At 72.8% G+C, this 21,008-nt stretch carries 13 protein-coding genes; 7 read left to right on the forward strand and 6 right to left on the reverse strand.

Going from position 1 to position 21,008, the window contains the following annotated elements; all coding sequences use genetic code 11:
- Positions 1–76: 76 nt before the first annotated feature.
- From SACTE_RS28830 to SACTE_RS28845, 4 genes are all read left to right on the forward strand, one after another.
- On the forward strand, positions 77–1,246 hold the full coding sequence (locus SACTE_RS28830) for an alpha/beta fold hydrolase (RefSeq protein ID WP_014049541.1): 1,170 nt from the start codon (positions 77–79) through the stop codon (positions 1,244–1,246).
- On the forward strand, positions 1,243–2,358 hold the full coding sequence (locus tag SACTE_RS28835) for a caspase family protein (protein WP_014049542.1): 1,116 nt from the start codon (positions 1,243–1,245) through the stop codon (positions 2,356–2,358). Before SACTE_RS28830 ends, SACTE_RS28835 begins: the two co-directional genes overlap by 4 nt.
- A gap of 101 nt (positions 2,359–2,459) precedes the next feature.
- Positions 2,460–2,648: a hypothetical protein gene (locus tag SACTE_RS28840; protein WP_019992996.1), complete on the forward strand. Its 189-nt coding sequence runs from the start codon at positions 2,460–2,462 to the stop codon at positions 2,646–2,648.
- Positions 2,649–2,688: 40 nt separating this feature from the next.
- A complete protein-coding gene (locus SACTE_RS28845) occupies positions 2,689–4,446 on the forward strand; it encodes an HEXXH motif-containing putative peptide modification protein (protein ID WP_014049544.1) in 1,758 nt (585 codons plus the stop codon).
- Positions 4,447–4,499: 53 nt separating this feature from the next.
- On the opposite strand, the gene SACTE_RS28850 is transcribed toward SACTE_RS28845, so the two are convergent.
- From SACTE_RS28850 to SACTE_RS28875, 6 genes are all read right to left on the reverse strand, one after another.
- Complete coding sequence (locus SACTE_RS28850) at positions 4,500–5,207, reverse strand: hypothetical protein (RefSeq protein ID WP_014049545.1); 708 nt, start codon at positions 5,205–5,207, stop codon at positions 4,500–4,502.
- A 34-nt stretch (positions 5,208–5,241) separates the two neighbouring features.
- On the reverse strand, positions 5,242–7,461 hold the full coding sequence (locus tag SACTE_RS28855) for a glycoside hydrolase N-terminal domain-containing protein (protein WP_014049546.1): 2,220 nt from the start codon (positions 7,459–7,461) through the stop codon (positions 5,242–5,244).
- Positions 7,458–9,434, reverse strand: coding sequence for a beta-galactosidase (locus SACTE_RS28860; RefSeq protein ID WP_014049547.1), 1,977 nt, complete (start codon positions 9,432–9,434; stop codon positions 7,458–7,460). The genes SACTE_RS28855 and SACTE_RS28860 overlap by 4 nt, the downstream gene beginning before the upstream one ends.
- A 55-nt stretch (positions 9,435–9,489) precedes the next feature.
- A complete protein-coding gene (locus tag SACTE_RS28865) occupies positions 9,490–10,473 on the reverse strand; it encodes a carbohydrate ABC transporter permease (RefSeq protein WP_014049548.1) in 984 nt (327 codons plus the stop codon).
- Positions 10,470–11,552 (reverse strand): ABC transporter permease subunit, encoded by a 1,083-nt coding sequence (locus SACTE_RS28870; protein ID WP_014049549.1) that lies wholly within the window; start codon positions 11,550–11,552, stop codon positions 10,470–10,472. Before SACTE_RS28870 ends, SACTE_RS28865 begins: the two co-directional genes overlap by 4 nt.
- Before the next feature lie 104 nt (positions 11,553–11,656).
- Entirely contained in the window at positions 11,657–13,330 is a 1,674-nt protein-coding gene (locus SACTE_RS28875) for an extracellular solute-binding protein (RefSeq protein WP_014049550.1), read from the reverse strand.
- A 430-nt stretch (positions 13,331–13,760) separates the two neighbouring features.
- Here SACTE_RS28875 and SACTE_RS28880 point away from each other — a divergent pair, with 430 nt between their 5' ends.
- From SACTE_RS28880 to SACTE_RS28890, 3 genes are all read left to right on the forward strand, one after another.
- Positions 13,761–16,643: a glycoside hydrolase family 3 C-terminal domain-containing protein gene (locus SACTE_RS28880; RefSeq protein WP_014049551.1), complete on the forward strand. Its 2,883-nt coding sequence runs from the start codon at positions 13,761–13,763 to the stop codon at positions 16,641–16,643.
- A gap of 55 nt (positions 16,644–16,698) precedes the next feature.
- The gene (gene yicI / locus SACTE_RS28885) at positions 16,699–18,966 is read left to right on the forward strand and encodes an alpha-xylosidase (protein ID WP_014049552.1); all 2,268 of its coding nucleotides are present in this window, start codon (positions 16,699–16,701) and stop codon (positions 18,964–18,966) included.
- A gap of 246 nt (positions 18,967–19,212) precedes the next feature.
- A complete protein-coding gene (locus tag SACTE_RS28890; protein ID WP_014049553.1) occupies positions 19,213–20,775 on the forward strand; it encodes an aldehyde dehydrogenase family protein in 1,563 nt (520 codons plus the stop codon).
- Positions 20,776–21,008 lie beyond the last annotated feature (233 nt).

Below are 21,008 nucleotides of genomic sequence, written 5' to 3' on the forward strand. Positions count from 1 at the left end.
GGAGCGGTCGACGAGGAGCCGTCGGCCCGGCCCGCAGCGGACCGGGCCGACGGCCACGAGGGGACGGGGCGTACACATGACCACAGTGGTCTTCACCCATGGCACCGGGGTGCGGGAACCCCACCTGACCACCCTGTTCGCCCACGTCGCCTCGGGGCTGGCCGAGGTGGCACCCCAGGCGCGGCTGGTCGCCTACCCGTGGGGCGACACGCACGGGGCGGCCCTCGCCGCCGGGGGCGCCAGCATCCCCCGACCGCCCGGCGCCGGAACAGGACGGGGCGCCGCGTCCCCCGACGACGGGACCGACGAGGCGGAACAGTGGGCCCGGCTCTACGACGACCCCCTGGCGGAGCTGGCCGCCGCGGCCGCCGGAACCGCCCCCGGCGCCGTACCGCCCGGTGCCGCCTTCCCCGACGAACGCCCCAGGGCACTCCTGCTCGACCTCGCCGCACACGGGGAGCCGCTCACCGGCCCGCTCGGCCCCGGGCTCCCCGAGCAGGCGGCACGGCTGGCCCGTGAGCCGCTGCTCACCCCGGCGGCCCGGGCCCTGGACCCGGAGGCCCTGGCCCACGTGCTGGGCAGGGCGCTGGCCGCCGCCGTCGTCCGCGCCGCCCTCGACGCCGACCGCCCCGTCCAGGCCGACGGCGACACCCGCGACGCGGCCGCCGCCGCGCTCGCCGTCCGTCTCGGCGCGCCCCCCGCAGGCACCGGCCGGGGCCCGCTGCTCCGGGCGGCGTCGCGCCCCCTGGTGCGCCTCGGCTCGCGCTACGCCGTACGACGGCGACGCGCCCTCACGGACGCGGCGCACCCGGCCGCCGGGGACATCCTCAAATACCTCGCGCGCGGCGACGCCGTGCGCCGGGACCTGCGCGACCTCGTGGCCGGCCTCCGGCCTCCCGTGGTCCTGCTCGGGCACAGCCTCGGCGGTGTCATCTGCCTCGACACCCTGATATCCGGCCCGCTGCCCGGAGTCGAGCTGCTGGTCACCGTCGGCTCGCAGGGCCCCTTCCTGTACGAGACGGGCGCCCTCCCCTCGCTGGTCCACCCCGAACCACTCCCCGGCCACGTCCCGCCGTGGCTGAACCTCTACGACCGCCGCGACCTCCTCGGTTACGCGGCCGGCCCCCTCTTCCCCGGCCGGGCCGAGGACGTCGCCACCGACAGCCGCCAGCCCTTCCCCGTCGCGCACAGCGCCTACTGGACCGACCCGGCCGTCTACCGCGCGCTCGGGGAGCGGCTCCCGTGACCCGTCCCGCGGTCCGGCCCGACCGGATCGTCGCCCTCGTCGTCGGCATCGAGCGGTACGAGGCCGGTGCGGCCTGGGATCTGCCGGGGCCCTGCCGGGACGCCCTGCGCTTCCGCGACTGGCTCCTGGGCCTGGGGGTGCCGGATTCGGCCGTCCTGCTCCACCTCGCCCCGCTGCCGGACTCCGCGCCTCCCGCCCCATACCGGCCGGCCGGCCACGACAGCCTGCGCCGGGCCCTGGTCACGGACATCCCGGCCCTCGGCAAGGACGCCCTGTGGGTCTGGTGGGGCGGCCACGGCGTCCTCGACACGGACGAACATCTGCGGCTCTACACCGCCGACGCCACCGTGGCCGACCGGCGCAACATCGACATCGAGTCGGCCCGCGCCCTGTACCGGACCGACGTGGTGGCGGGACTGGCACGGCAGATGTGGATGGCCGACGCCTGCCGGACCTTCGACGAACAGCACCACTTCCCCCAGACGCTGCCCCGTGAGCACCTGCCCATGGGCCGGCGCGTCCAGGCGCACGAACAGACCGTGATGCTCGCGGCGGGACGCGGACAGCGCGCGGCCAACGACCCGGAGCGCCGGCTCGGTTTGTTCTCGGACATTGTTCTGGAGGCGCTTCCGGCCGACCCGGTGCCCGACCCCGTGCCGCTCCTCCAGGACGTGGAGGCGAGGATGGGCGCGCTGCGGGCGGCCGGCCTCACCGATCAGCTGCCCGCCTACGTCCTGGAGAGACCGGGATGGACCCTGACCGGGCCGCCGGCCCCCTCCGCCCCGCCCGCCGAGGCCGCGCCGACGCCCACCCCGCCGGGCCACCCGATGCTCCGGCTCGTCGAGGCGCTGCTGGCGTATCCCCTGATGAGAGACCGTGACGAACGGCAGGCACTGGTCAACGAACTCCCCGCGTCCGTCGTGTCCCGGATGCCACGGCACACCATGCCGCGCACCGACCTGGTGGGGATCCTGCGCACCCTCCGCCCACGGCCGGAGCGGTTGTGGGAGCTGTACGACGCCGTGACCCTGCTCGACGACGACCCGGTGCGCGCCGCCGAACTCAAGTCAGCCGTACAGGACTTCGCGGAAGGGGCCGCCCCGGGGGCGTGATCGGACGGCGTGATCACACGGGTTTCGGGAAGGGGTCCGAGTCGTCATGATGGAGTAAACGGTGGCATCCCGTGCCACCGCTCGCGAAGGGGGAGCGCGCCTTGCACCAGCCGGTACCCGCCGAGGGCACACCCGACCACCTCGAGTCCGACCTCATCGACCTGGCCTCCGTACGCGTCGCCGACCTGCGGCACCTCCGGACCGCCCCCGCGGGGCCACGCCTGCTCGCGGAACTCCGGCGCGCCCGGCACAACGCGATGGGCGGCAGCGAACCCGGACGTGCCGAATAGCCCCCCGGCCGAGCACGATCCGTCCACGACAGGGAGCGAGATGTACGCCCCGATCCGTATGCCCGGCCCGCTGTTCGACGAGATCGCCGCCGGGGGTGGCTCGCCCGAGGCCGTCGCGTTCCTGGTGCGGGGCGAGCGCACCCGGCGCCTCCTGCTGCTGCGTGAACTCCTGGACCGGCTCGACGCGGACCCCGCGCTCCTCGGCCCCCTCGACGCGACCGCCGTCTGGTCCGCGCTGGAGGCGGCCGCCGCCCGCGCCCCCGGGCCGGTCGACGACCTGCTGCTGAGCCCCCAGGTCGGCAGCTGGCTCGCCCACACCCTGCGACGGCTGCACGGCACGGCTTCCGGACCCCCGCTGTGGGCGGACGCCGGCCAGCTCGCCGCAGTGGCCGCGGCGGCCGCCGTCCACGCGGGCACGGAGGCCGAACTGCTGCTGCCCGCCCGGGGAGCGGCCGTCAGCCTGCCCGCGCTCGGCATGGTGCGGCTCCCCGGACCCGACGGCGACGACTTCCACGCCGTGCCGGCCCAGGCCCGCGGCGGCCGGATCACCGTCCACGGACCGCACGGGCCCGGCGTCACCGTACGACCGCTCGACGCGCCGGAGTCGGCCCACTGGATGCCGGTGCACCGGCTGGGAACCGGGCCCGGGCTCCCCGCCGTCCAGCTGGACGACCTGGACCCGTACCGCGACCTGGACGAGCCCATCGCGCCCCATCGCCTCGGACCGGACGAGCTCCGTGCCTGGCACGGCCTGTTCCGGGAGGCCGTGGAGCTGCTGCGGCAGGACGGCGGTGCGGGCCCCGGCGGGCTGCGGCCCGAGGAGATCAGCCGGATCGTCCCCTGGCAGGCGAAGGACGGGGACGCCGGACTGCCGGTGCCGTCCTCGGGACTCAGCGCCTCCACCGGGGACGCGTTCGCCTCCATGGTGATCGCCCGTCCACAGGACCCCGTCGCGCTCGCCGAGACCCTCGTCCACGAGTTCCAGCACAGCAAACTGGGCGCCCTGCTCCACCTCTTCCCGCTCGTCGAGGACGAGGAACGGGCCGAACTCCACTACGCGCCCTGGCGTGCCGACCCCCGCCACCTGCCCGGACTCCTGCACGGTGCCTACGCCTTCGTGGGCGTCACCGGATTCTGGCGGGCCCGCACCCACGACGCGGACACGGGGCGGCGGGACCGGGCGGCGTTCCTCTTCGCGCTGCGCCGGCTCCAGACCCGCATGGTCCTGCGCACCCTGGCCACCCGGGCCCGTCTCACCGTCGCCGGGCAGCGGCTCGTCACCCGGCTGACCGGGACCGTCGACGGCTGGCTGCGCGAGCCGGTCGAGCCCGGTGCCCTGGCCAGGGCCCGGGCCTGTGCCGTCAGCCACCGGGTGGAGTGGCGGCTGCGCAACCTGCGGTGCGGTGAGGACGAGCGGGACCGCCTGGCCGAGGCGTGGCGTTCGGGGACCGCCCCGGTCCGGGGCGGCGAGCCGCTGGTCGTCCCGGGGAGCCGCGGTTACTGGCAGGACGACCGGGGCGCGCTGTTCAGCGTCCCGGAGCCGGACGCCGGGGCCGCGTCCACCGCCGACGCACTGCTGGTCGCCGGGAACCCGGAGGCGGCCCGCTCGGCCTACGCGGCCCGCCTGCGCGGCCCGGGAGCGCCCGATCCGCACGTGATGGCCGGCTGGCTCCTCGCCCACACGGCGCTGCACCCGGCGGACCGGCGCCTCCTCGCCCGCCCCGAGCGGCTCGCGGCGCTGCTGGAAGCGGTGGAACCGGCCCGCTGGACGCGGGCGGCCCGCTGGCTGGCCGCATGACACCACGGCAGGGCCGGCCGGGGTGCCGGTGAGCGCCCCCGGCCGGCCCCGGATCAGCTCGCCGAGACGCCGAAGCCCTTGGTCACGAAGTCCAGGCCGCCCGGCGACGAGGTGATCTCGTAACCGAACTGCACGTCGCCGATGGTCTCGTCGCCCCACCAGCCCTTCGTGTCCTTGATCCACTTCAGGACGGGCAGGATGTCCACGGTGCCGGACGCCGAGTCGGAGGTCCGCAGGAACGAGAAGACCTCGTTGGCCCCGTTGTCACCCTTGTAGACGTCCCAGGTGTGCCCGCCCAGGGACACCGTCCCCTGTGAGGTGCCGAGCGGGCCCACCGCGCCGTTGTAGTTGACCCAGAGCATCACCTCGTAGTCGTAGTCGCTGTCCCAGATGTCGTACGACGTGTTGTAGGCGCCCGAGGACGGCACGCTCACGTCGTACGTGCTGGACAGCGACGAGAGAGAGCTGATCGGCTTGTTCACGGTCTTCTTGGCGTTCGGGTAGGACTTGATGCCGCCGGTGCCCGGGTGGTTCGCCGAAACGCCCCAGTCGCTCGCGGAGTTCGCCCAGATCGTCTGTGTCCCCGCGCCGGAACCCCAGATGTTGTTGTAGAGGACGTAGCCGTCGGACGTCGTCCAGTTGCCCCACTGGTCCGAGGAGGACCAGGCGGCGGCCTGGGCGGGCGCGGCGGCGAAGCCGATCAGGGCGGCCACCGCCGCCGCGGGGGCGAGCAGTAGCCGGGTGAGGGTCGGTCGTGCCATGGGGTGTCCCTTCCATGTGGGGATGGAGGATGTACTACCGCGGCCCCAGGGTGAGGACGCGGTCCACACCGGCGGTCAGCTCCAGAGGGGCCGAAGGTCCACCGGTGCGGGTCTCGGTGAGGGCGAACGCGTCACCCGTGCGCAGATCGACGCGGACGTCACGGCTGGGACGCAGCACCGCCGTGGCACCCGCCTCGGACCAGCTCAGGTCCAGACCGGCGCCGAACCGCGTGCGCAGACCCCGCAGTTCGCCGGACGGGTAGGCGGCGAGCGGGGCCGGCAGCAGCACCAGACGGCCCGGCGTGGACTGGACGAGCGACTCGACGACGGCGGACGGCAGGGTGTGCGCCGCGTCCGCGTTGTAGACGTCGCGGCCCGGGTAATGGGCGCTCATCAGTGAGTCGTGGAAGAAGTCGCCGCCCAGCACCGCGTCCAGCGCTCCCGCCACCCGCGCCGGGTCCCGCAGCCGCGCCGCGATCAGCGCCTGGTGCAGGTGCCCGTGCGCGGAGTCGTTCTCCGACCCGCGCAGCTCCAGGGCGAGGTGTGCGGCGGCCGCCTCCTCGGGGGTGTCGTACGGATTGATCTCGCCCAGCGGCCACACCGGGTACAGATGGCTGAGATGGCGGTGGTCGTACGTCTCCTCCAGGCCCGGCCACGCCCACTCGGCGAGCGCGCCGTCCGCGTTCACCAGGTAGCCGGGCAGCCGGCCGGCGAGCGCGCGCCAGTGGCCGGCGGACGGATGGTCCGGCGCGTGCGCGGCCGCCGTGGTCAGGGCGTGCCGGGCCGCCGCGATGTCCATGGTGGCGTTGACCGTGCCCCAGCTCGCGTTGGCCGGCCGGTTCTCCGGGGAGTACGACGGGACGACGGCCAGCTGCCCGTCCGGGTCCTCGCGGGTCAGGAAGTCCTCGTAGAACAGCGCCGCCTCGACCAGGGCGCCGGTCAACCGCGCGTCCGGCGTCCCCGTCGCCACCTCCGCGTGCTCCACGAGCGGCTGGAGCAGCCAGTCGGCCCCCGCCGTCCACAGGTGCAGCGGATAGGCGCGCTGGAAGTGCTTGGTGTGCCCCGACTCGCCGTCCGTGTGGGAGGGCGCGACGATGCCCCGCGCGCCGAAGATCGCCCGAGCGTTGTCCCGCCAGTCCGGCAGCTGCCGGTACACGAGGGACGCGTGCGCCTCGCCGACCTCGGGCAGGGCGGCCACCGCCGCCGAGGAGATCTGGAGGTTGAGATTGGCGTTCGTGGTGAACGCCCCTGACCAGGCGGTGTCCCAGTCACCCGTCCACAGCCCGGTCAGCCGCGGCGGCAGCGTCCCGGAGGCGGACAGCAGGTGGTAGCGGCCCGCCGCGAAGAGGCGTTCCAGCAGCGCCGGGCTCTTCGGGCGGCGCAGCAGCTCGCTGCCCGGCAGCTCCCGCTCACCGGCCGCGTCCCGCAGTGCGAGGGACGCCCTCCCGTACGCGGCGCGGTGCGGCGTACGGTGCCGGTCGAGCAGCGCCGCGTACCCCCCGTCCGGCAGGTCCGCCCACAGGGGGCCGGCGTCGAGGCCGCCGGCCCCCCGGCGTACCCGGGTCGTCAGCGTCAGGCTCCGCGCCCCCTCGACCCGGATGCCGTCACCCGCCACGGACACGGTGCCGCCGTCCACCCAGGCCACCGTCACGCCTGTGTACGCCGACCCGCCGTCCGGGTAACCCACCCGCAGGGCGAGGCGCGCGCCGTCCGGGGTCAGCACCGTCGAGCGCCCCACCGCCAGTCCGGCCGGTGCTCCCGGCAGCCGGGGGTCGAGCCAGACCTCCGCGCTCAGGGCGAGATCCGTGACGTGCTGCACGACCACGTCGTCGGACCGCGACACGAACACCCGGCTGTGCCACGCCTCGTACGACGCGCTGACCTCACCCGTGGTGAAGTCGACCTCGCGCCGGTATCCGGCGACCGCCTCGTGCAGACCCCGGCCGCGGCGGATCCGGGTCTGGAACGCCGGGTGGAAGGGCTGCACCCAGACCAGCGGCCTGCCCGCCCCGAACTCCTCGGCGGCCGTCACGTCACCGTCCAGCAACGCGTCCTGGAGGCGGCCCAGCCGGTCCGCGAGCTCCGGCGGGCGCACGGACCCGCTGCCGTTGGGCCGCACCAGGCCGTGGTGGTTGACGATCACCCGGTCGTCCGCCGGATCGCCGTACACCATCGCCCCGTGGCTGCCGTTGCCGCTGAGGAACGCGTCCTCCCAGCGGGCGGCGGGGGCCGGCTCCCACGTACCGTCGATCATGCCGGGAGCTCTCTCAGCACCGCGACCCCGTACCGGCCCAGCGCCACCCGGCCGTCGGCGTCCGCGCCCGTGAGCAGGTCCGTGTACCGTCCGGGCAGCTCCACCGTCACCGGGGAGCGCCCGTGGTGTAGCAGAAACAGCAGCGCACCCCGGCGCACCGCCTCCACTTCCTCGGGCAGCCCCTCCAGCACCGGGCGCACACCCGCGCTCGCCGTCACCCGGCCGAGCAGCGCACGCAGCGCCGGGGGCTGCGGCAGCGTCGAGACGTACCACGCGGAGCCCTTGCGCAGCACCGCGGGAAGCCCGTCCAGCTCGCCGCCCCGGTAGGCGGCCACCGTCTCCGCGCTGCCGTCCGGCTCCAGCTCCTCCGACCACAGGGTGCCCTCGAAGCCGTCGCACCCCACCACCTGGTCCTCGTCCACCGGCCACCACTCGTGCACCGTGCGGATGCCGAACAGCCCGCGCAGCCGGGCGTCCATGCCACCGGGCCTGACCCGGTCGTCCTCGTCCGCGATGCCCGTGAAGAACCCGCAGACCAGCGTGCCGCCGCCCCGTACGAAGGCGACCAGGTTGTCGATCGCCGCGTCGCGCAGGAGATAGAGCTGCGGCACGACGACCACGCGGTACGCGCCGAGGGCGGCGTCCGGGCGGGCGAACTCCACCGCCGTGCCGTTCTCCCACAGCCCCCGGTGCCAGGCCTGCACGAGGGAGGTGTAGTCGACCAGCGAGGACAGCCGGCCCTCCTGGGCGCTCGCCCACCACGCGTCCCAGTCGTGCAGCACCGCGACCTCCGCCCGCACCGCCGTACCGGCCACCTCGGCGCCGATCAGGGCGAGTTCGGCACCGATCCGCTTGACCTCCCGGAAGGTGCGCCCGTGCTCACCGGCGTGCGGCAGCATCGCGGAGTGGAACTTCTCCGCGCCCTGCCGGGACTGCCGCCACTGGAAGTAGCAGACCGCGTCGGCGCCACGCGCCACCGACTGGAGCGACCAGAGCCGGTTCAGACCCGCCGGCTTCGGGTGGTTGACGGGGCGCCAGTTGACGCCGCCCGCCGCCTGCTCCATCAGCATCCACGGCCCGCCGGCCTGCGAGCGCGTCATGTCGGCGAGCATCGCGTTGTACTGCCCGCCCAGCGGATCCGTCGCGTCCGGATAGACGTCCACGGAGACCACGTCCTCCTGCTCCGCCCACGCCCAGCCGTCCTGACCGGCCCAGAGCGGCATGAAGTTGGTGGTCACCGGGATGTGCGGGGTGTGCCGGGCCACGACGTCGCGTTCGGCGGTGAAGCACTCCATCAGCGCGTCGGAGGTGAACCGCTTGAAGTCCAGCACCTGCGCCGGATTGCGCATGTACTGGGCCGTGCGGGGCGGCAGGATCTCGGACCAGGTGTCGTACCGCTGGCTCCAGAAGGCGGTGCCCCACGCCTCGTTGAGCGCGTCGGGCGTGGCGTACCGCGCGGTCAGCCAGCGGCGGAAGTGGGCGGCCGTCTCGTCGCACCAGCAGTGCGTGCAGTACTCGTTGTTGATGTGCCACACGGTGAGTGCCGGATGGTCCGCGTACCGCGCCGCCAGGTCCTCGGTGAGCGCGGTGGCGTAACGGCGGTAGACCGGAGAGCTCGGACAGAAGTGCTGGCGCGAACCGTAGGAGACCACCGTGCCGTCCTCCGCACGCGGCAGGGTCTCCGGGTGCAGCGCGCCCATCCACGGCGGCGGGGACGAGGTGGGCGTGGCGAGGACCACCCCGATGCCGTGCGCGTGCAGCAGGTCCATCAGCCGGTCCAGCCATCCGAACTCCCGTGCGCCCGGGCGCGGTTCGATCGTCGCCCAGGAGAACACCCCCACGGTGACTGAGTTGACCCCGGCTTCCTCCATCAGCCGGACGTCGTCGGCCCACACCTCCTCGGGCCACTGCTCGGGGTTGTAGTCGCCTCCGAAGAGGAGGCGGCCACGGGTGGCGTCGTGCAGGGAGGGCATGGACGTCTCGTTCCTGATGTCGTACGGGCTGCCGGGGGAGCGGGAGGCGGCGGGCTCAGCCCTTGACCGCGCCGGTGAGCATGCCCTTCTGGAAGTGCTTCTGGACGAACGGCGACAGCACGGCCACCGGGATCAGCGCGAGCACCATGACCGCCATCTGCACGGCCAGGCTGTTGATCTGCCCGCTGCTCACCGCCGCGCCCATCGCACCCGGGGGCACCTGGTGCTGGAGGACCAGCTGGCGCAGGATCATCTGCAGCGGGTACTTGTCGCTGTCCTGGATGTACAGCATCGCGTTGAACCACTGGCTCCAGTAACCCACCGCGTAGAACAGCGAGATCACCGCGATCACCGCCCGGGACAGCGGCATGACGATCTGGAGCAGGATCCGCCACTCACCGGCACCGTCGATACGGGCCGCGTCGATGAGCTCGGGCGCCGTGTCCATGAAGAAGCCGCGCAGGACCAGGATGTTGAAGACGCTGATGGCACTCGGCAGGATCATCGACCAGTAGCTGTCGCTCAGCCCGATGCCGGTGACCAGCAGATAGGTCGGTATGAGACCGGCCCCGAAGAACATCGTCGCCATCATCGTCATCAGCAGCGGCCGGTGCCCGAAGGAGTCCTTGCGGCTCAGCCCGTAGGCGCACAGCACGGAGACCACCATGCTGAACACCGTGCCGACGACGGTCAGCCCGATGCTCACGAGCGCCGCCCGGGTGACGGCGCCGCCGCTGAGCAGCTCCTTGTACGCGACGAAGGTGACGCTCTTCGGCCAGACGACCAGGCCGCCGGCGTCGTTGATCGCCTTCGTGTCGGAGAGGCTGGTCACCACCACGACCCAGATGGGTACGAGGATCACCGCGCAGATGGCGAAGAGCCCGAAGCCCTTGAAGGCCGCCCCCGCCTTGGTGGGCTCCTCCTCCCACACCGGCCGGGGCTCGGCGCGCAGCACGCGCTGGAGCCGTGTCTCCACCCGCGCGGCCGCGGGCGGAGCCGGGGGTGTGTCATCCCTGCTCGAGTCCAGGATCGTCGTCATTTCTTGGAGTACACCCCCTGCTCGCCCATCATGTGGGCGACCTTGTTGGCTCCCAGCACCATGGCGACGCTGAACAGTCCCTTGAAGATGCCGGCGGCGGCCGCGTAGCCGAAGCCGCCGGTCTTGATGCCCGTCCACCAGATGTAGGTGTCGAGGATCTCGGAGGCTCCCGCCCCCACCTGGTCCCGCTGGAGCAGGATCTGCTCGAAGTCGAGGTTGAGCGCACTGCCGACCCGCAGCACCAGCAGCAGGGCGATGACCGGGCGCAGGGCGGGCAGGGTGACGTGCCACATCCGGCGCCAGCGCCCCGCCCCGTCGACGGCCGCGGCCTCGTACAGGTCGGTGTTGACGGCGGCGAGCGCGGCCAGGAAGACGATCACGCCCCAGCCGGCGTCCTTCCAGATCGCCTGGGAGGTCACCAGGAACTTGAAGAAGCCCGGGTTGGTCATCAGGTCGAAGCCCTCGTGACCGTGCTCCCGCAGCCACTGGGCGACCAGACCGGCACCGCCGAACATCTGCTGGAAGACGGTGACGACGAGGACCCAGGAGAAGAAGTGCGGGAGATAGACGATCGCCTGGACCCAGGCCCGGACCCGCGCGCTCATGATCGTGTTGAGCAGCAGGGCGATGGCGATCGGGATGGGGAAGAAGAGGATCAGCTGGGTCAGGAAGATGACCAGCGTGTTCAGCAGGACTTCCCAGAAGCGGTAGTCCTGGAAGATCCGGGTGAAGTTGTCGAACCCGACGAAGGGACTGCCCGTGATGCCGAGGTCGTAGACGTCGTAGTCCTGGAAGGCCACGACGTTCCCGAGCAGCGGGACGTAGTTGAAGACCAGCAGCAGGGCCATCGCCGGCAGGGTCATCAGGATGAGCGTGCGGTCGCGGCGCAGCCGCAGCCGGCGCGTGATGCCGCCCCTGGCCGGTGGCTCCTCGGCCTTCTTCTCCTTCGGCCGGGGGACGGGCGGTCCGGCCGCCCGCGCTCCGCTCCGCCTGACGTCGACGTCCGCGCCGGCGTCCCCGGCCGGATCCGGCCCGTCCGTCCGGCCCGCGTCACTCGCCACCGTGGCCCGAGGCTTCACCCTGTGCTCCCCATGTCGTGCTCTCCGCCCCGGCCGCCGGGCGTCCTGTCCCCGGCGGCCTGCTGTTCCTTCGTCGTCCGTACGGCTCGGGTGGCTCGTACGCGTCAGACGCCGGAGCCGTTCTTGTCGAGCAGTTCCTGGTACCAGTCGCGGAGCTTGTCGCCGCCGCTGTTCTTCCAGGTCGTCACGGCCGCGTCGACGTCGCCGACCTTCTTGCGGCCGCGCCGGATGTCCTTCTGAAGGTCGTCGAAGGGCGTGTAAAGGGAGGCGTAGCGCTGGGGCTCGACGACCTGCATGCCGAAGAAGAGCGGCTTCCTCAGGTGCGGGGCCTGCCGGGCCATCCAGCCCGCGTAGTCCTTGACCAGCTGCGGTTCGTCGGGGAAGGCGATGGTGTGCGGCGGGGAGGCGACGTACAGGAGCGTCGCGGGCTGCGCCTCCTCGATGCCCTGCGGGGTGAAGGTGGGCACTCCGCCCTCGACCTTGTAGTGGGTGCCCTCGACGCCGTAGTTGGTGAGCATGAACTCCTCGGTGCCGTACGGCGCCGCGGCGAAGTCGGCGATCGCGAGGAACTCCTCGATCCTCTCCTTCGAGAGGTTCTTGTTGAGGAAGGTGAAGATGCCCGCCGGGTCGTCCTGCCACAGGACCGGCTCGCCGCCCTCCGCGGCGAAGAAGTCCAGGGCCTGCATGTCGAACTGCGGGTTGGCGGCGGCCTGTTCGGTGACCATGCCCTTCCAGCCGCCGGTGCCGTCGTTGTACATGAGGATGTGGCCGCTGGTGAAGCGGATCTTGGAGTCGGCGTCCTTGTTCGCCTCGGCGTCCGGGTGGACGTATCCGCCGTCGTGGAGCTTGCGGGCGAAGGCGAGGGCCTCGCGGTACTCCTGGGTCTCGATCTTGTGGACCAGCTTGCCGCCTTCGAGCTGCCAGTAGTGCGGTGCGTCGGGCAGCAGGCCGTAGATCTTCTGGACGCAGGTCCACAGGTCGTCGAAGGCCCAGACCTTGCTCTTCGGCGCGGTGTACTCCTTGCCGAAGGCGAGCAGGTCGTCGGCGCTCGCCGGGAGGGCCCCGGAGCCGATCAGGTCCTTGCGGTAGAAGATCGCGTTGCCGATGACCGGATTGGGCATGGGCAGGCCGCGCAGCTTGCCGCCGAAGACGGAGTACTGCCAGGCGCCGGTCGGGATGTTGGCCAGGTTCGGGTACTTCTTGACGGCGTCGCCCGCGAGATAGGGGCTGAGATCGGCGAACTTGGCGGTGATCGCGTTGCGGATCTGCCCCTGCATGTTCCAGCCGGGGATGGTCATGACGTCGGGGACGTCGGAGCCGGCCAGGACCGCGCCGATCTTGTCCTGGTAGGTGTTGCCGTCCTGCGGGTCGAAGTCGAGGGTCGCGCCGACGGCCTTGTTCACCGCCGTGTAGTACGGGTTGTTCTTCTTGGGGACGGTGCCCCACAGCGGTGTCATCACGCGGAACGCCGATCCCTTGCCGGGCGCCGACTTCACCGAGGCGACCAGCGGGTCCGGCAGCTCGGTGAACCCGGGGCTCGAACCGTTGACGCTCGCCACGTCGGGCTGGACCAGATTCGACGGCGCGTAGGACGGCAGGACCTTCTTCAGCGCCTTGCCCGTCGTCGTGCCCTCCTTGGCCGCCGAGCCGGAGCCGCTGCCGCCGCAGGCGGCGAGCAGCGGAGCTCCGCCGGCCACGACGACCGCTGCGAAGGCACCCGATGCGAGGAACCTTCTCCGGCTCGGGGCAGAGGAGGAGGGGGCGGAATTCGGCGTCATTGCGTCAACCCTTCGAGGCGCACCAGGACGACACGCGGCGGGTGACCGCCGTTCGGTTCCTGTGTCTGAGGTGGGGCGTTACTGGCCGGGCCGGCTGCACGGCACCGGCCGGTATGAAGCGGTCCAACTGAGGTTCCACAGCGGTCCGGCAGCGGGTCCCACACTGTCGAAGCGCTTCGATGTTGCAGCGAGGTTAAGTGACGGACCCCGGTCGCACAAGAGTCCGTTTCCAGATTCCTCCGACCTGTTTCCGAACCGTTTCCCGGCGCACTGTGGGCCTCCTGTGCCCGTCAGGAGGGTCCGCACCCTTGACACCTGCGGGGTTGTCCGCCGAGCATCGAAGCGCTTCGAAAGATCTTCCCCTCGTGTCGAGGGCTCTTTCGACGCCCGACGATCGGAAAACCTCCCACCTCTCCAAGGGGACCCGCACGTGACGGACCATCCGCTTCCCTTCCGCGATCCGCGGCTGCCCTTCGCCGCACGCGTCGACGACCTGCTCGGGCGGCTCACGCTCGACGAACGGATCGCGATGCTGCACCAGTTCGCACCCGCGGTGGAACGGCTGGGGCTCGGCCCCTTCCGCACCGGACAGGAGGCGCTCCACGGGGTCGCCTGGATGGGAGGCGCCACCGTCTTCCCGCAGGCCGTCGGACTCGGCGCCACCTGGAACGAGGAACTGGTCCGCCGGGTCGGCGAGGCCGTCGGCGACGAGGTCCGCGCCAAGCGCGCCACGGACGACCGCGTCGGCCTCAACGTCTGGGCCCCGACGGTGAACCTGCTGCGCCACCCGCTGTGGGGACGCGGCGAGGAGGGGTACGCCGAGGACCCGGCGCTCACCTCCGCGATCGCCGTCGCCTACACCCGGGGGCTGCGCGGCGACCACCCGCACTACTGGCGCACCGCCCCGGTCCTCAAGCACTGGCTGGCCCACAACAACGAGACCGACCGCGACACCGCGTCCTCCTCCGTACGCCCGCGCGTCCTGCACGAGTACGACCTGCGGGCCTTCCGCGACGCGGTGCGCGCGGGCGCGGTGGCCGGTGTCATGCCCGCCTACAACCTGGTCAACGGCCGCCCCAACCACGTCTCCCCGCTCCTGGGACAGCACCTGCGGAGCTGGACCGACCAGTCGCTCGTCGTCTGCTCGGACGCGGGCGCGCCGTCCAACCTGGTCGACTCCGAGCACTACTTCGACACCCACGAGGAGGCCACCGCCGCCTCCCTGAAGGCGGGTGTCGACAGCTTCACCGACCACGGCCAGGACTCCTCCGTGATGACCGGCCGGATCCGCGGCGCGCTGGAGAAGGGACTCCTCGCCGAGAAGGACATCGACACCGCCGTCCGCCGGCTGCTCGCCCTGCGCTTCGCGCTCGGCGAGTTCGACCCCGGACTCGACCCGTACGCGTCGACGGACGCCTTCGACACCCCCGGGCACCGGGCGCTCGCGCAGGAGGCCGCCGAGCAGGCCGTGGTGCTGCTCGAGAACGACGGGCTGCTGCCCCTCGTGCCCGCCGACGGCCGGACCGTCGCCGTCGTCGGACTGCTCGCCGACGCCTGCAAGCTCGACTGGTACAGCGGCACGCTCCTGCACCGCTCGACCCCGCTCGACGGCATCCGCGCGCGCTACGGCGCCGAGAACGTGCTGTTCGCCGAAGGGGCCGACCGGGTCCGGCTCAGATGCGCGGACGGCTGGCTGCGGGTGCCCGAGGGCACCGCCCCGACGGACGGTGAGGCCCGCGGCGCGGAAGGCGCCCTGGACCCCGCACTGCTGGCCGGCCGCACCGACCTGCCGCCGCTGGTGTGCGACGACACGGCCACCGAACTCGCGGTGGTCGACTGGGGCGACGGCGTCCTCACCTTCCGCACCGGCGAGGGCCGCTACCTCTCGGTCGCCGACGACGGGTACGTCAGGGCGTCGGCGGACGAGCCGGGCGGCTGGGTCGTCCAGGAGACCTTCCGCAGGGAAGCGGTGGAGGGGCACGAGGACGGACACCGCCTTGTACACATCGGAACGGGTGGATACGTCTCTGTCGCCGCCGACGGCGTGAAGGTTGCCGTCGCGGGGGAGGGGATTCCCGCTGCCGGTGCCACCGTCTTCACGACCGAGACGGTGGAGCGCGGGGTGGACGCCGTGGCGCGCGCCGCCGCGGCCGCCGACACCGTGATCGTCGTCGCCGGCAACGACCCCCACATCAACGGCCGGGAGACCGAGGACCGCACCACGCTCGCGCTCCCCGCCCAGCAGGAGAGCCTGTGGCGCGCCGCCCACGCCGCCAATCCCCGTACGGCCCTCGTCCTCACCTCGTCCTACCCCTACGCGGTCGCGGACGCCGCGGCGATCCTGCCCGCGCTGGTGTGGACCGCGCACGGCGGTCAGGCGGCCGGTACCGCGCTGGCCCGGGTGCTCGCCGGTGACGTGTCCCCGGCCGGGCGGCTCCCGCAGACCTGGTACGCCCGTGACGAGGATCTGCCCGGCCTGCTCGACTACGACATCATCGGTTCCGGTCAGACCTACCTGTACTTCGACGGCACCCCGCTCTTCCCGTTCGGACACGGACTCGCCTACACCCGGTTCGGCTACACGGACCTGGCCGCCGAACCGGCCGGTGACCGCGTGCGGGTGGCACTGACCGTCACCAACGAGGGGGCCGTCGCAGCCGACGAGGTGGCCCAGGTCTATGTGCGGGCGGCGCGGGCCGAGGACCGCGACCTGCCGCGCCGCAAGCTGGCCGGCCACCGCAGGGTGCACCTCGCCCCCGGAGCGGCCGAGCGCCTCACCTTCGACGTCCCCGTCGAGGAGCTGGGCCACTGGAGCGTGGCGCACGACCGCTGGACCGTGGAGCCGGGCACGTACGAGATCCTCGCCGGTGCCTCCAGCGCCGACGTCCGCCTCACCACGACGGTCGAGATCGCGGGTGCGCCCTCCGGGGCACGCCCCGTCGTACGGCACGGCCTGGAGGCGGCCGGCTACGACACGCAGCAGGACACGGAGATCCTCGACCGTACGAAGGAGGACGGCGACGCCGTCGCCCCCGCCCACGACGGGCGTCCCGGTGAACTGCTGTACCGTGCCTGCGACTTCGGTGCCGGAGTGGGTGGCCTGACGCTGACCGCCTCGGGCGGGGGCTCGGTCGTCGTCGAGGCGGGCGGCGAGAGGGCGGAGACGCTCGTCCCCGACACCGGCGGACCGTACGCGTTCCGCACCGTCGAGGCCGCCTTCGGCCCGCGCGGCGTGCACGACCTGCGCGTCACCCTGCGGGGCACCGTGCGGCTGGCCCGCATCGGCTTCACCCCGGCCGGAGGCGCCGAGTGACGCCCCCGCCGCCCGGCCCCCGACGAAACCCCCGTGCCCCCGGCAAGGAGTCCTCATGAAGTTCACCGACGGCTTCTGGCTCATGCGTGAGGGCGTCCGCGCGTCCTACGCGACCGAGATCCGCGATCTGCGCGTCGAGGAGAGCCGGTTCACCGCGTTCGCCGCCGTCAAGCGGGTGGCGGCACGCGGCGACACCCTCAACACCCCGCTCCTCACCGTCGAGTGCTTCTCGCCGGCCGAGGGCGTCATCGGCGTGCGCGCCACCCACCACGCCGGGAAGGCGTGGCGCGGCCCCGACTTCGCGCTGTTCCCCGGGGACGGCACCGCACCCGCGCCCCGCACCCGCCGGGACGGCACCGTCACCGAACTCACCAGCGGCCCGCTCACCCTGCGCACGGACGGCGACGGACCCTGGGGCCTCACCTTCCTCGGCCCCGACGGGCGGCGCCTGACCGGCGTCGGCCCCAAGGGCACCGCGTTCGCCACCACCCCCGACGGCTGCCACCACATGATCGCCCAACTCGTCCTGGACGTCGGGGAGAACATCTACGGACTCGGCGAGCGCTTCACTCCGTACGTGAAGAACGGCCAGACCGTCGACATCTGGCAGGCCGACGGCGGCACCAGCAGCGAACAGGCCTACAAGAACGTCCCGTTCTACCTCTCCTCGCGCGGCTACGGCGTCTTCGTCAACCACCCCGGCAAGGTCTCCTTCGAGGTCGGATCGGAATCCGTCGGGCAGGTGCAGTTCAGCGTCGAGGACCAGTCGCTGGAGTACTACGTCGTCGCCGGCCCCACCCCCAAGGACGTCCTCGCCCGCTACACGGCCCTGACCGGCAGGCCCGCGCTGCCGCCCGCCTGGTCGTTCGGCCTCTGGCTGACCACCTCGTTCTGCACCTCGTACGACGAGGCCACCGTCACCTCGTTCGTCGACGGCATGGCCGAGCGCGGCATCCCGCTCAGCGTCTTCCACTTCGACTGCTTCTGGATGCGCGAGTACCAGTGGTCCGACTTCCTGTGGGACCCCGAGGTCTTCCCGGACCCGGAGGGCATGCTGGCCCGGCTCAAGGCCCGAGGACTGCGCGTCAGTATGTGGATCAACCCGTACATCGCCCAGAAGTCGGCCCTGTTCGCGGAAGGCGCCGAACGCGGCTACCTGGTGCGGCGCCCCGACGGCGACATCTGGCAGTGGGACCTGTGGCAGCCGGGGATGGCCCTGGTCGACTTCACCAACCCCGCGGCGGCCGCCTGGTACAACGACAAGCTGCGCCTCCTGCTCGACCAGGGCGTCGACTGCTTCAAGACCGACTTCGGCGAGCGCGTCCCCACCGACGTCGTCTGGCACGACGGCTCCGACCCGGAGCGCATGCACAACTACTACGCGCAGATCTACAACCGCACCGTCTTCGAACTCCTGGAGAAGGAGCGCGGCGCCGGGGAGGCCGTCCTCTTCGCCCGCTCCGCGACCGCCGGCGGCCAGCAGTACCCGGTGCACTGGGGCGGCGACTGCTTCGCCTCCTTCACCGCGATGGCCGAGTCGCTGCGCGGCGGGCTCTCCCTGTCGCTGTCCGGCTTCGGCTTCTGGAGCCACGACATCGGCGGCTTCGAGGGCACACCGGACCCGGCGGTCTTCAAGCGCTGGCTCGCCTTCGGCCTGCTCTCCTCGCACAGCCGGCTGCACGGCAACGTCTCCTACCGGGTGCCGTGGGAGTTCGGCGAGGAGGCCGTGGACGTGGCCCGGCGGTTCACCCTGCTCAAGCACCGGCTCATGCCGTACCTCTACGGGGTGGCCGCCGAGGCCCACCGCACGGGCGTCCCGATGATGCGCCCCATGCTGGCCGAGTTCCCCGACGACCCCGCCACCCGCACCCTGGACCGGCAGTACATGCTCGGCCCCGACCTCCTGGTCGCCCCGGTGTTCACCGAGGAAGGCGAGGTCGAGTACTACCTCCCCGAGGGCACTTGGACCTCGCTGCTCACCGGCGAGAGCGTCACCGGACCCGCCTGGCGCCACGAGACCCACGGCTTCGGCAGCCTGCCGCTGCTGGTGCGGGACGGGGCCGTACTGCCCTGGGGCGCCGACGACCAGCGCCCGGACGGCGACTGGCTGGACGGCCTCACCTTGCGGGTCTTCGGCCCGTCCACGGGTGAGCGCACCGTCACGGTGCCGGACCTCACCGGGGCCACGGCCGCGTCGTTCCACGTCGTACGGGACGCGGCCGGCGTACGGGTCACGGCCGAGGGCACCGACCGCCCGTACCGCGTCACTGCCGAGGACAGCGGGGCGGCGGGGGAGGGGACGGGGACCGTGACCGTCGCCTGAACCGCTTCGTCCCGCGCGAGGGAGGCCCGGCGCGTCCGTACGCGCCGGGCCTCCGCCATGCCGGAGGCCGCTCACGGAAGGGAGCGACGTGAGCCGCGTCACTCAGCGTGAGACTTTCGGCATATATCTCGTCCGACCGGAGAGGATTCCCAGCTGCCGGTGTGCGCCGACCCGTGGCCCACCGGCCCGGACAGTGCTCGGCCGGACCGGTGCGGAGCAACTCAGGCACGGAAGGCAGACCCCTACATGTCGGCTCCCCACCCGTCGGCTTCCCGCTCCTCGGCCCCTCAAGCGCAGGATCCCGCCACGGCGGCGCTCGAGACCATCCACATCGACGGCACCTGGCAGCCCGCCGCCTCCGGGGCGACGCGTGAGGTCCTCGACCCCGCCGACGCCACCGTCCTGGCGCTCGTCGCCGAAGGCGGCACCGAGGATACCGACGCCGCCGTGGCCGCCGCCCGCCGGGCCTTCGACGACGGCCCCTGGCCGCACCGGCCGGTCGCCGAACGCGCCGGACTGCTGCGCCGGGTCGCCGAGCTGCTCCAGCGGGACCGCGAGGAGATCGCGATCACCGAGAGCCGGGACACCGGGAAGACCCTGGAGGAAGGGCGCGTCGACGTCGACGACGTCACCGCCGCCTTCCGCTACTTCGCCGACCTCGTGATGAACGAGAGCGGCGGCCGGGTCGTCGACGCGGGGGACCCCGATGTGCACAGCATCGTCGTCCACGAGCCGGTCGGTGTCTGCGCCCTCATCGCTCCGTGGAACTACCCCCTGCTGCAAGCGAGTTGGAAGATCGCCCCGGCCCTCGCCGCAGGCAACACCTTCGTGCTCAAGCCCAGCGAGGTCACCCCGCTGTCCACCGTCCACCTGATCCGGCTGCTCGCCGAGGCCGGGCTCCCCGACGGTGCCGCCAACCTGGTCACCGGGGCGGGCGACCCCGTCGGTGCCCGGCTCTCCGCACACCCCGACGTGGACCTGGTCTCCTTCACCGGCGGCCTCGCCAGCGGTACGAAGGTGGCGCAGGCGGCCGCGCCCACGGTCAAGAAGGTCGCCCTGGAGCTCGGCGGCAAGAACCCCAACGTCGTCTTCGCCGACGCCTGCGCCACCGACGCGGACTTCGACACGGCGGTCGACCAGGCCCTGAACGCCGCGTTCTTCCACAGCGGCCAGGTCTGCTCCGCCGGCGCGCGCCTCATCGTCGAGGAGTCGGTCCGCGAGCGCTTCGTCACCGAACTCGCCCGCCGCGCCGACGCCATCCGGCTCGGCCGGGGCACCGTGGACGGCGTCGAGTGCGGCCCGCTCGTCTCCGCGCAGCAGCTCGCCAAGGTCGAGGCGTACGTGGCCTCCGCCCGCGCGGAGGGGGCCGTCGTCCGCTCCGGTGGCGCCCGCCCCGAGCCCTCGGACGTACGGCCCGCGAGCGGCTACTTCTACCGGCCGACCGTGCTCGACGGCTGTCACCGCGAGATGACCGTCGTCCGCGAGGAGACCTTCGGACCGATCCTCACCGTGGAGACCTTCCGGACCGAGGAGGAGGCCGTCCGGCTCGCCAACGACACGGACTACGGCCTGGCCGGCGCCGTCTGGACCACCGACGCGGGCCGCGCCCGGCGCGTCGCGGGACGGCTGCGGCACGGCACCGTCTGGATCAACGACTACCACCCGTACCTCCCGCAGGCGGAGTGGGGCGGCTTCGGCAAGTCCGGTACGGGACGCGAGCTCGGCCCCTCCGGACTGGCGGAGTACCGCGAGACCAAGCACATCTACCAGAACCTCAACCCGCGCCCCCAGCGCTGGTTCGCCGGCTGACCGCAGGGCCCGGGCCCGCCCGCCGTACGGCCACCTCCCGCCGGGCGGGCCCCGGCCGGCCACCTCCCGCCCGGCGACGCCCGGTGTTCCGATGCCCGCCCACGGGCATGACGGACGACAACCGCCGCCCCGGCGGCGGTTCCACCACCGGTGTCCGCCGCCGCGAAGCACGTGCGCAGGCCCGCCCCCGGGCGCCCCGACGCCATCCCGGCGTTGCCCGCGCACGGTCGCCG

It is taken from the genome of Streptomyces sp. SirexAA-E, from assembly GCF_000177195.2.
Classification (GTDB): Bacteria; Actinomycetota; Actinomycetes; order Streptomycetales; family Streptomycetaceae; genus Streptomyces; species Streptomyces flavovirens.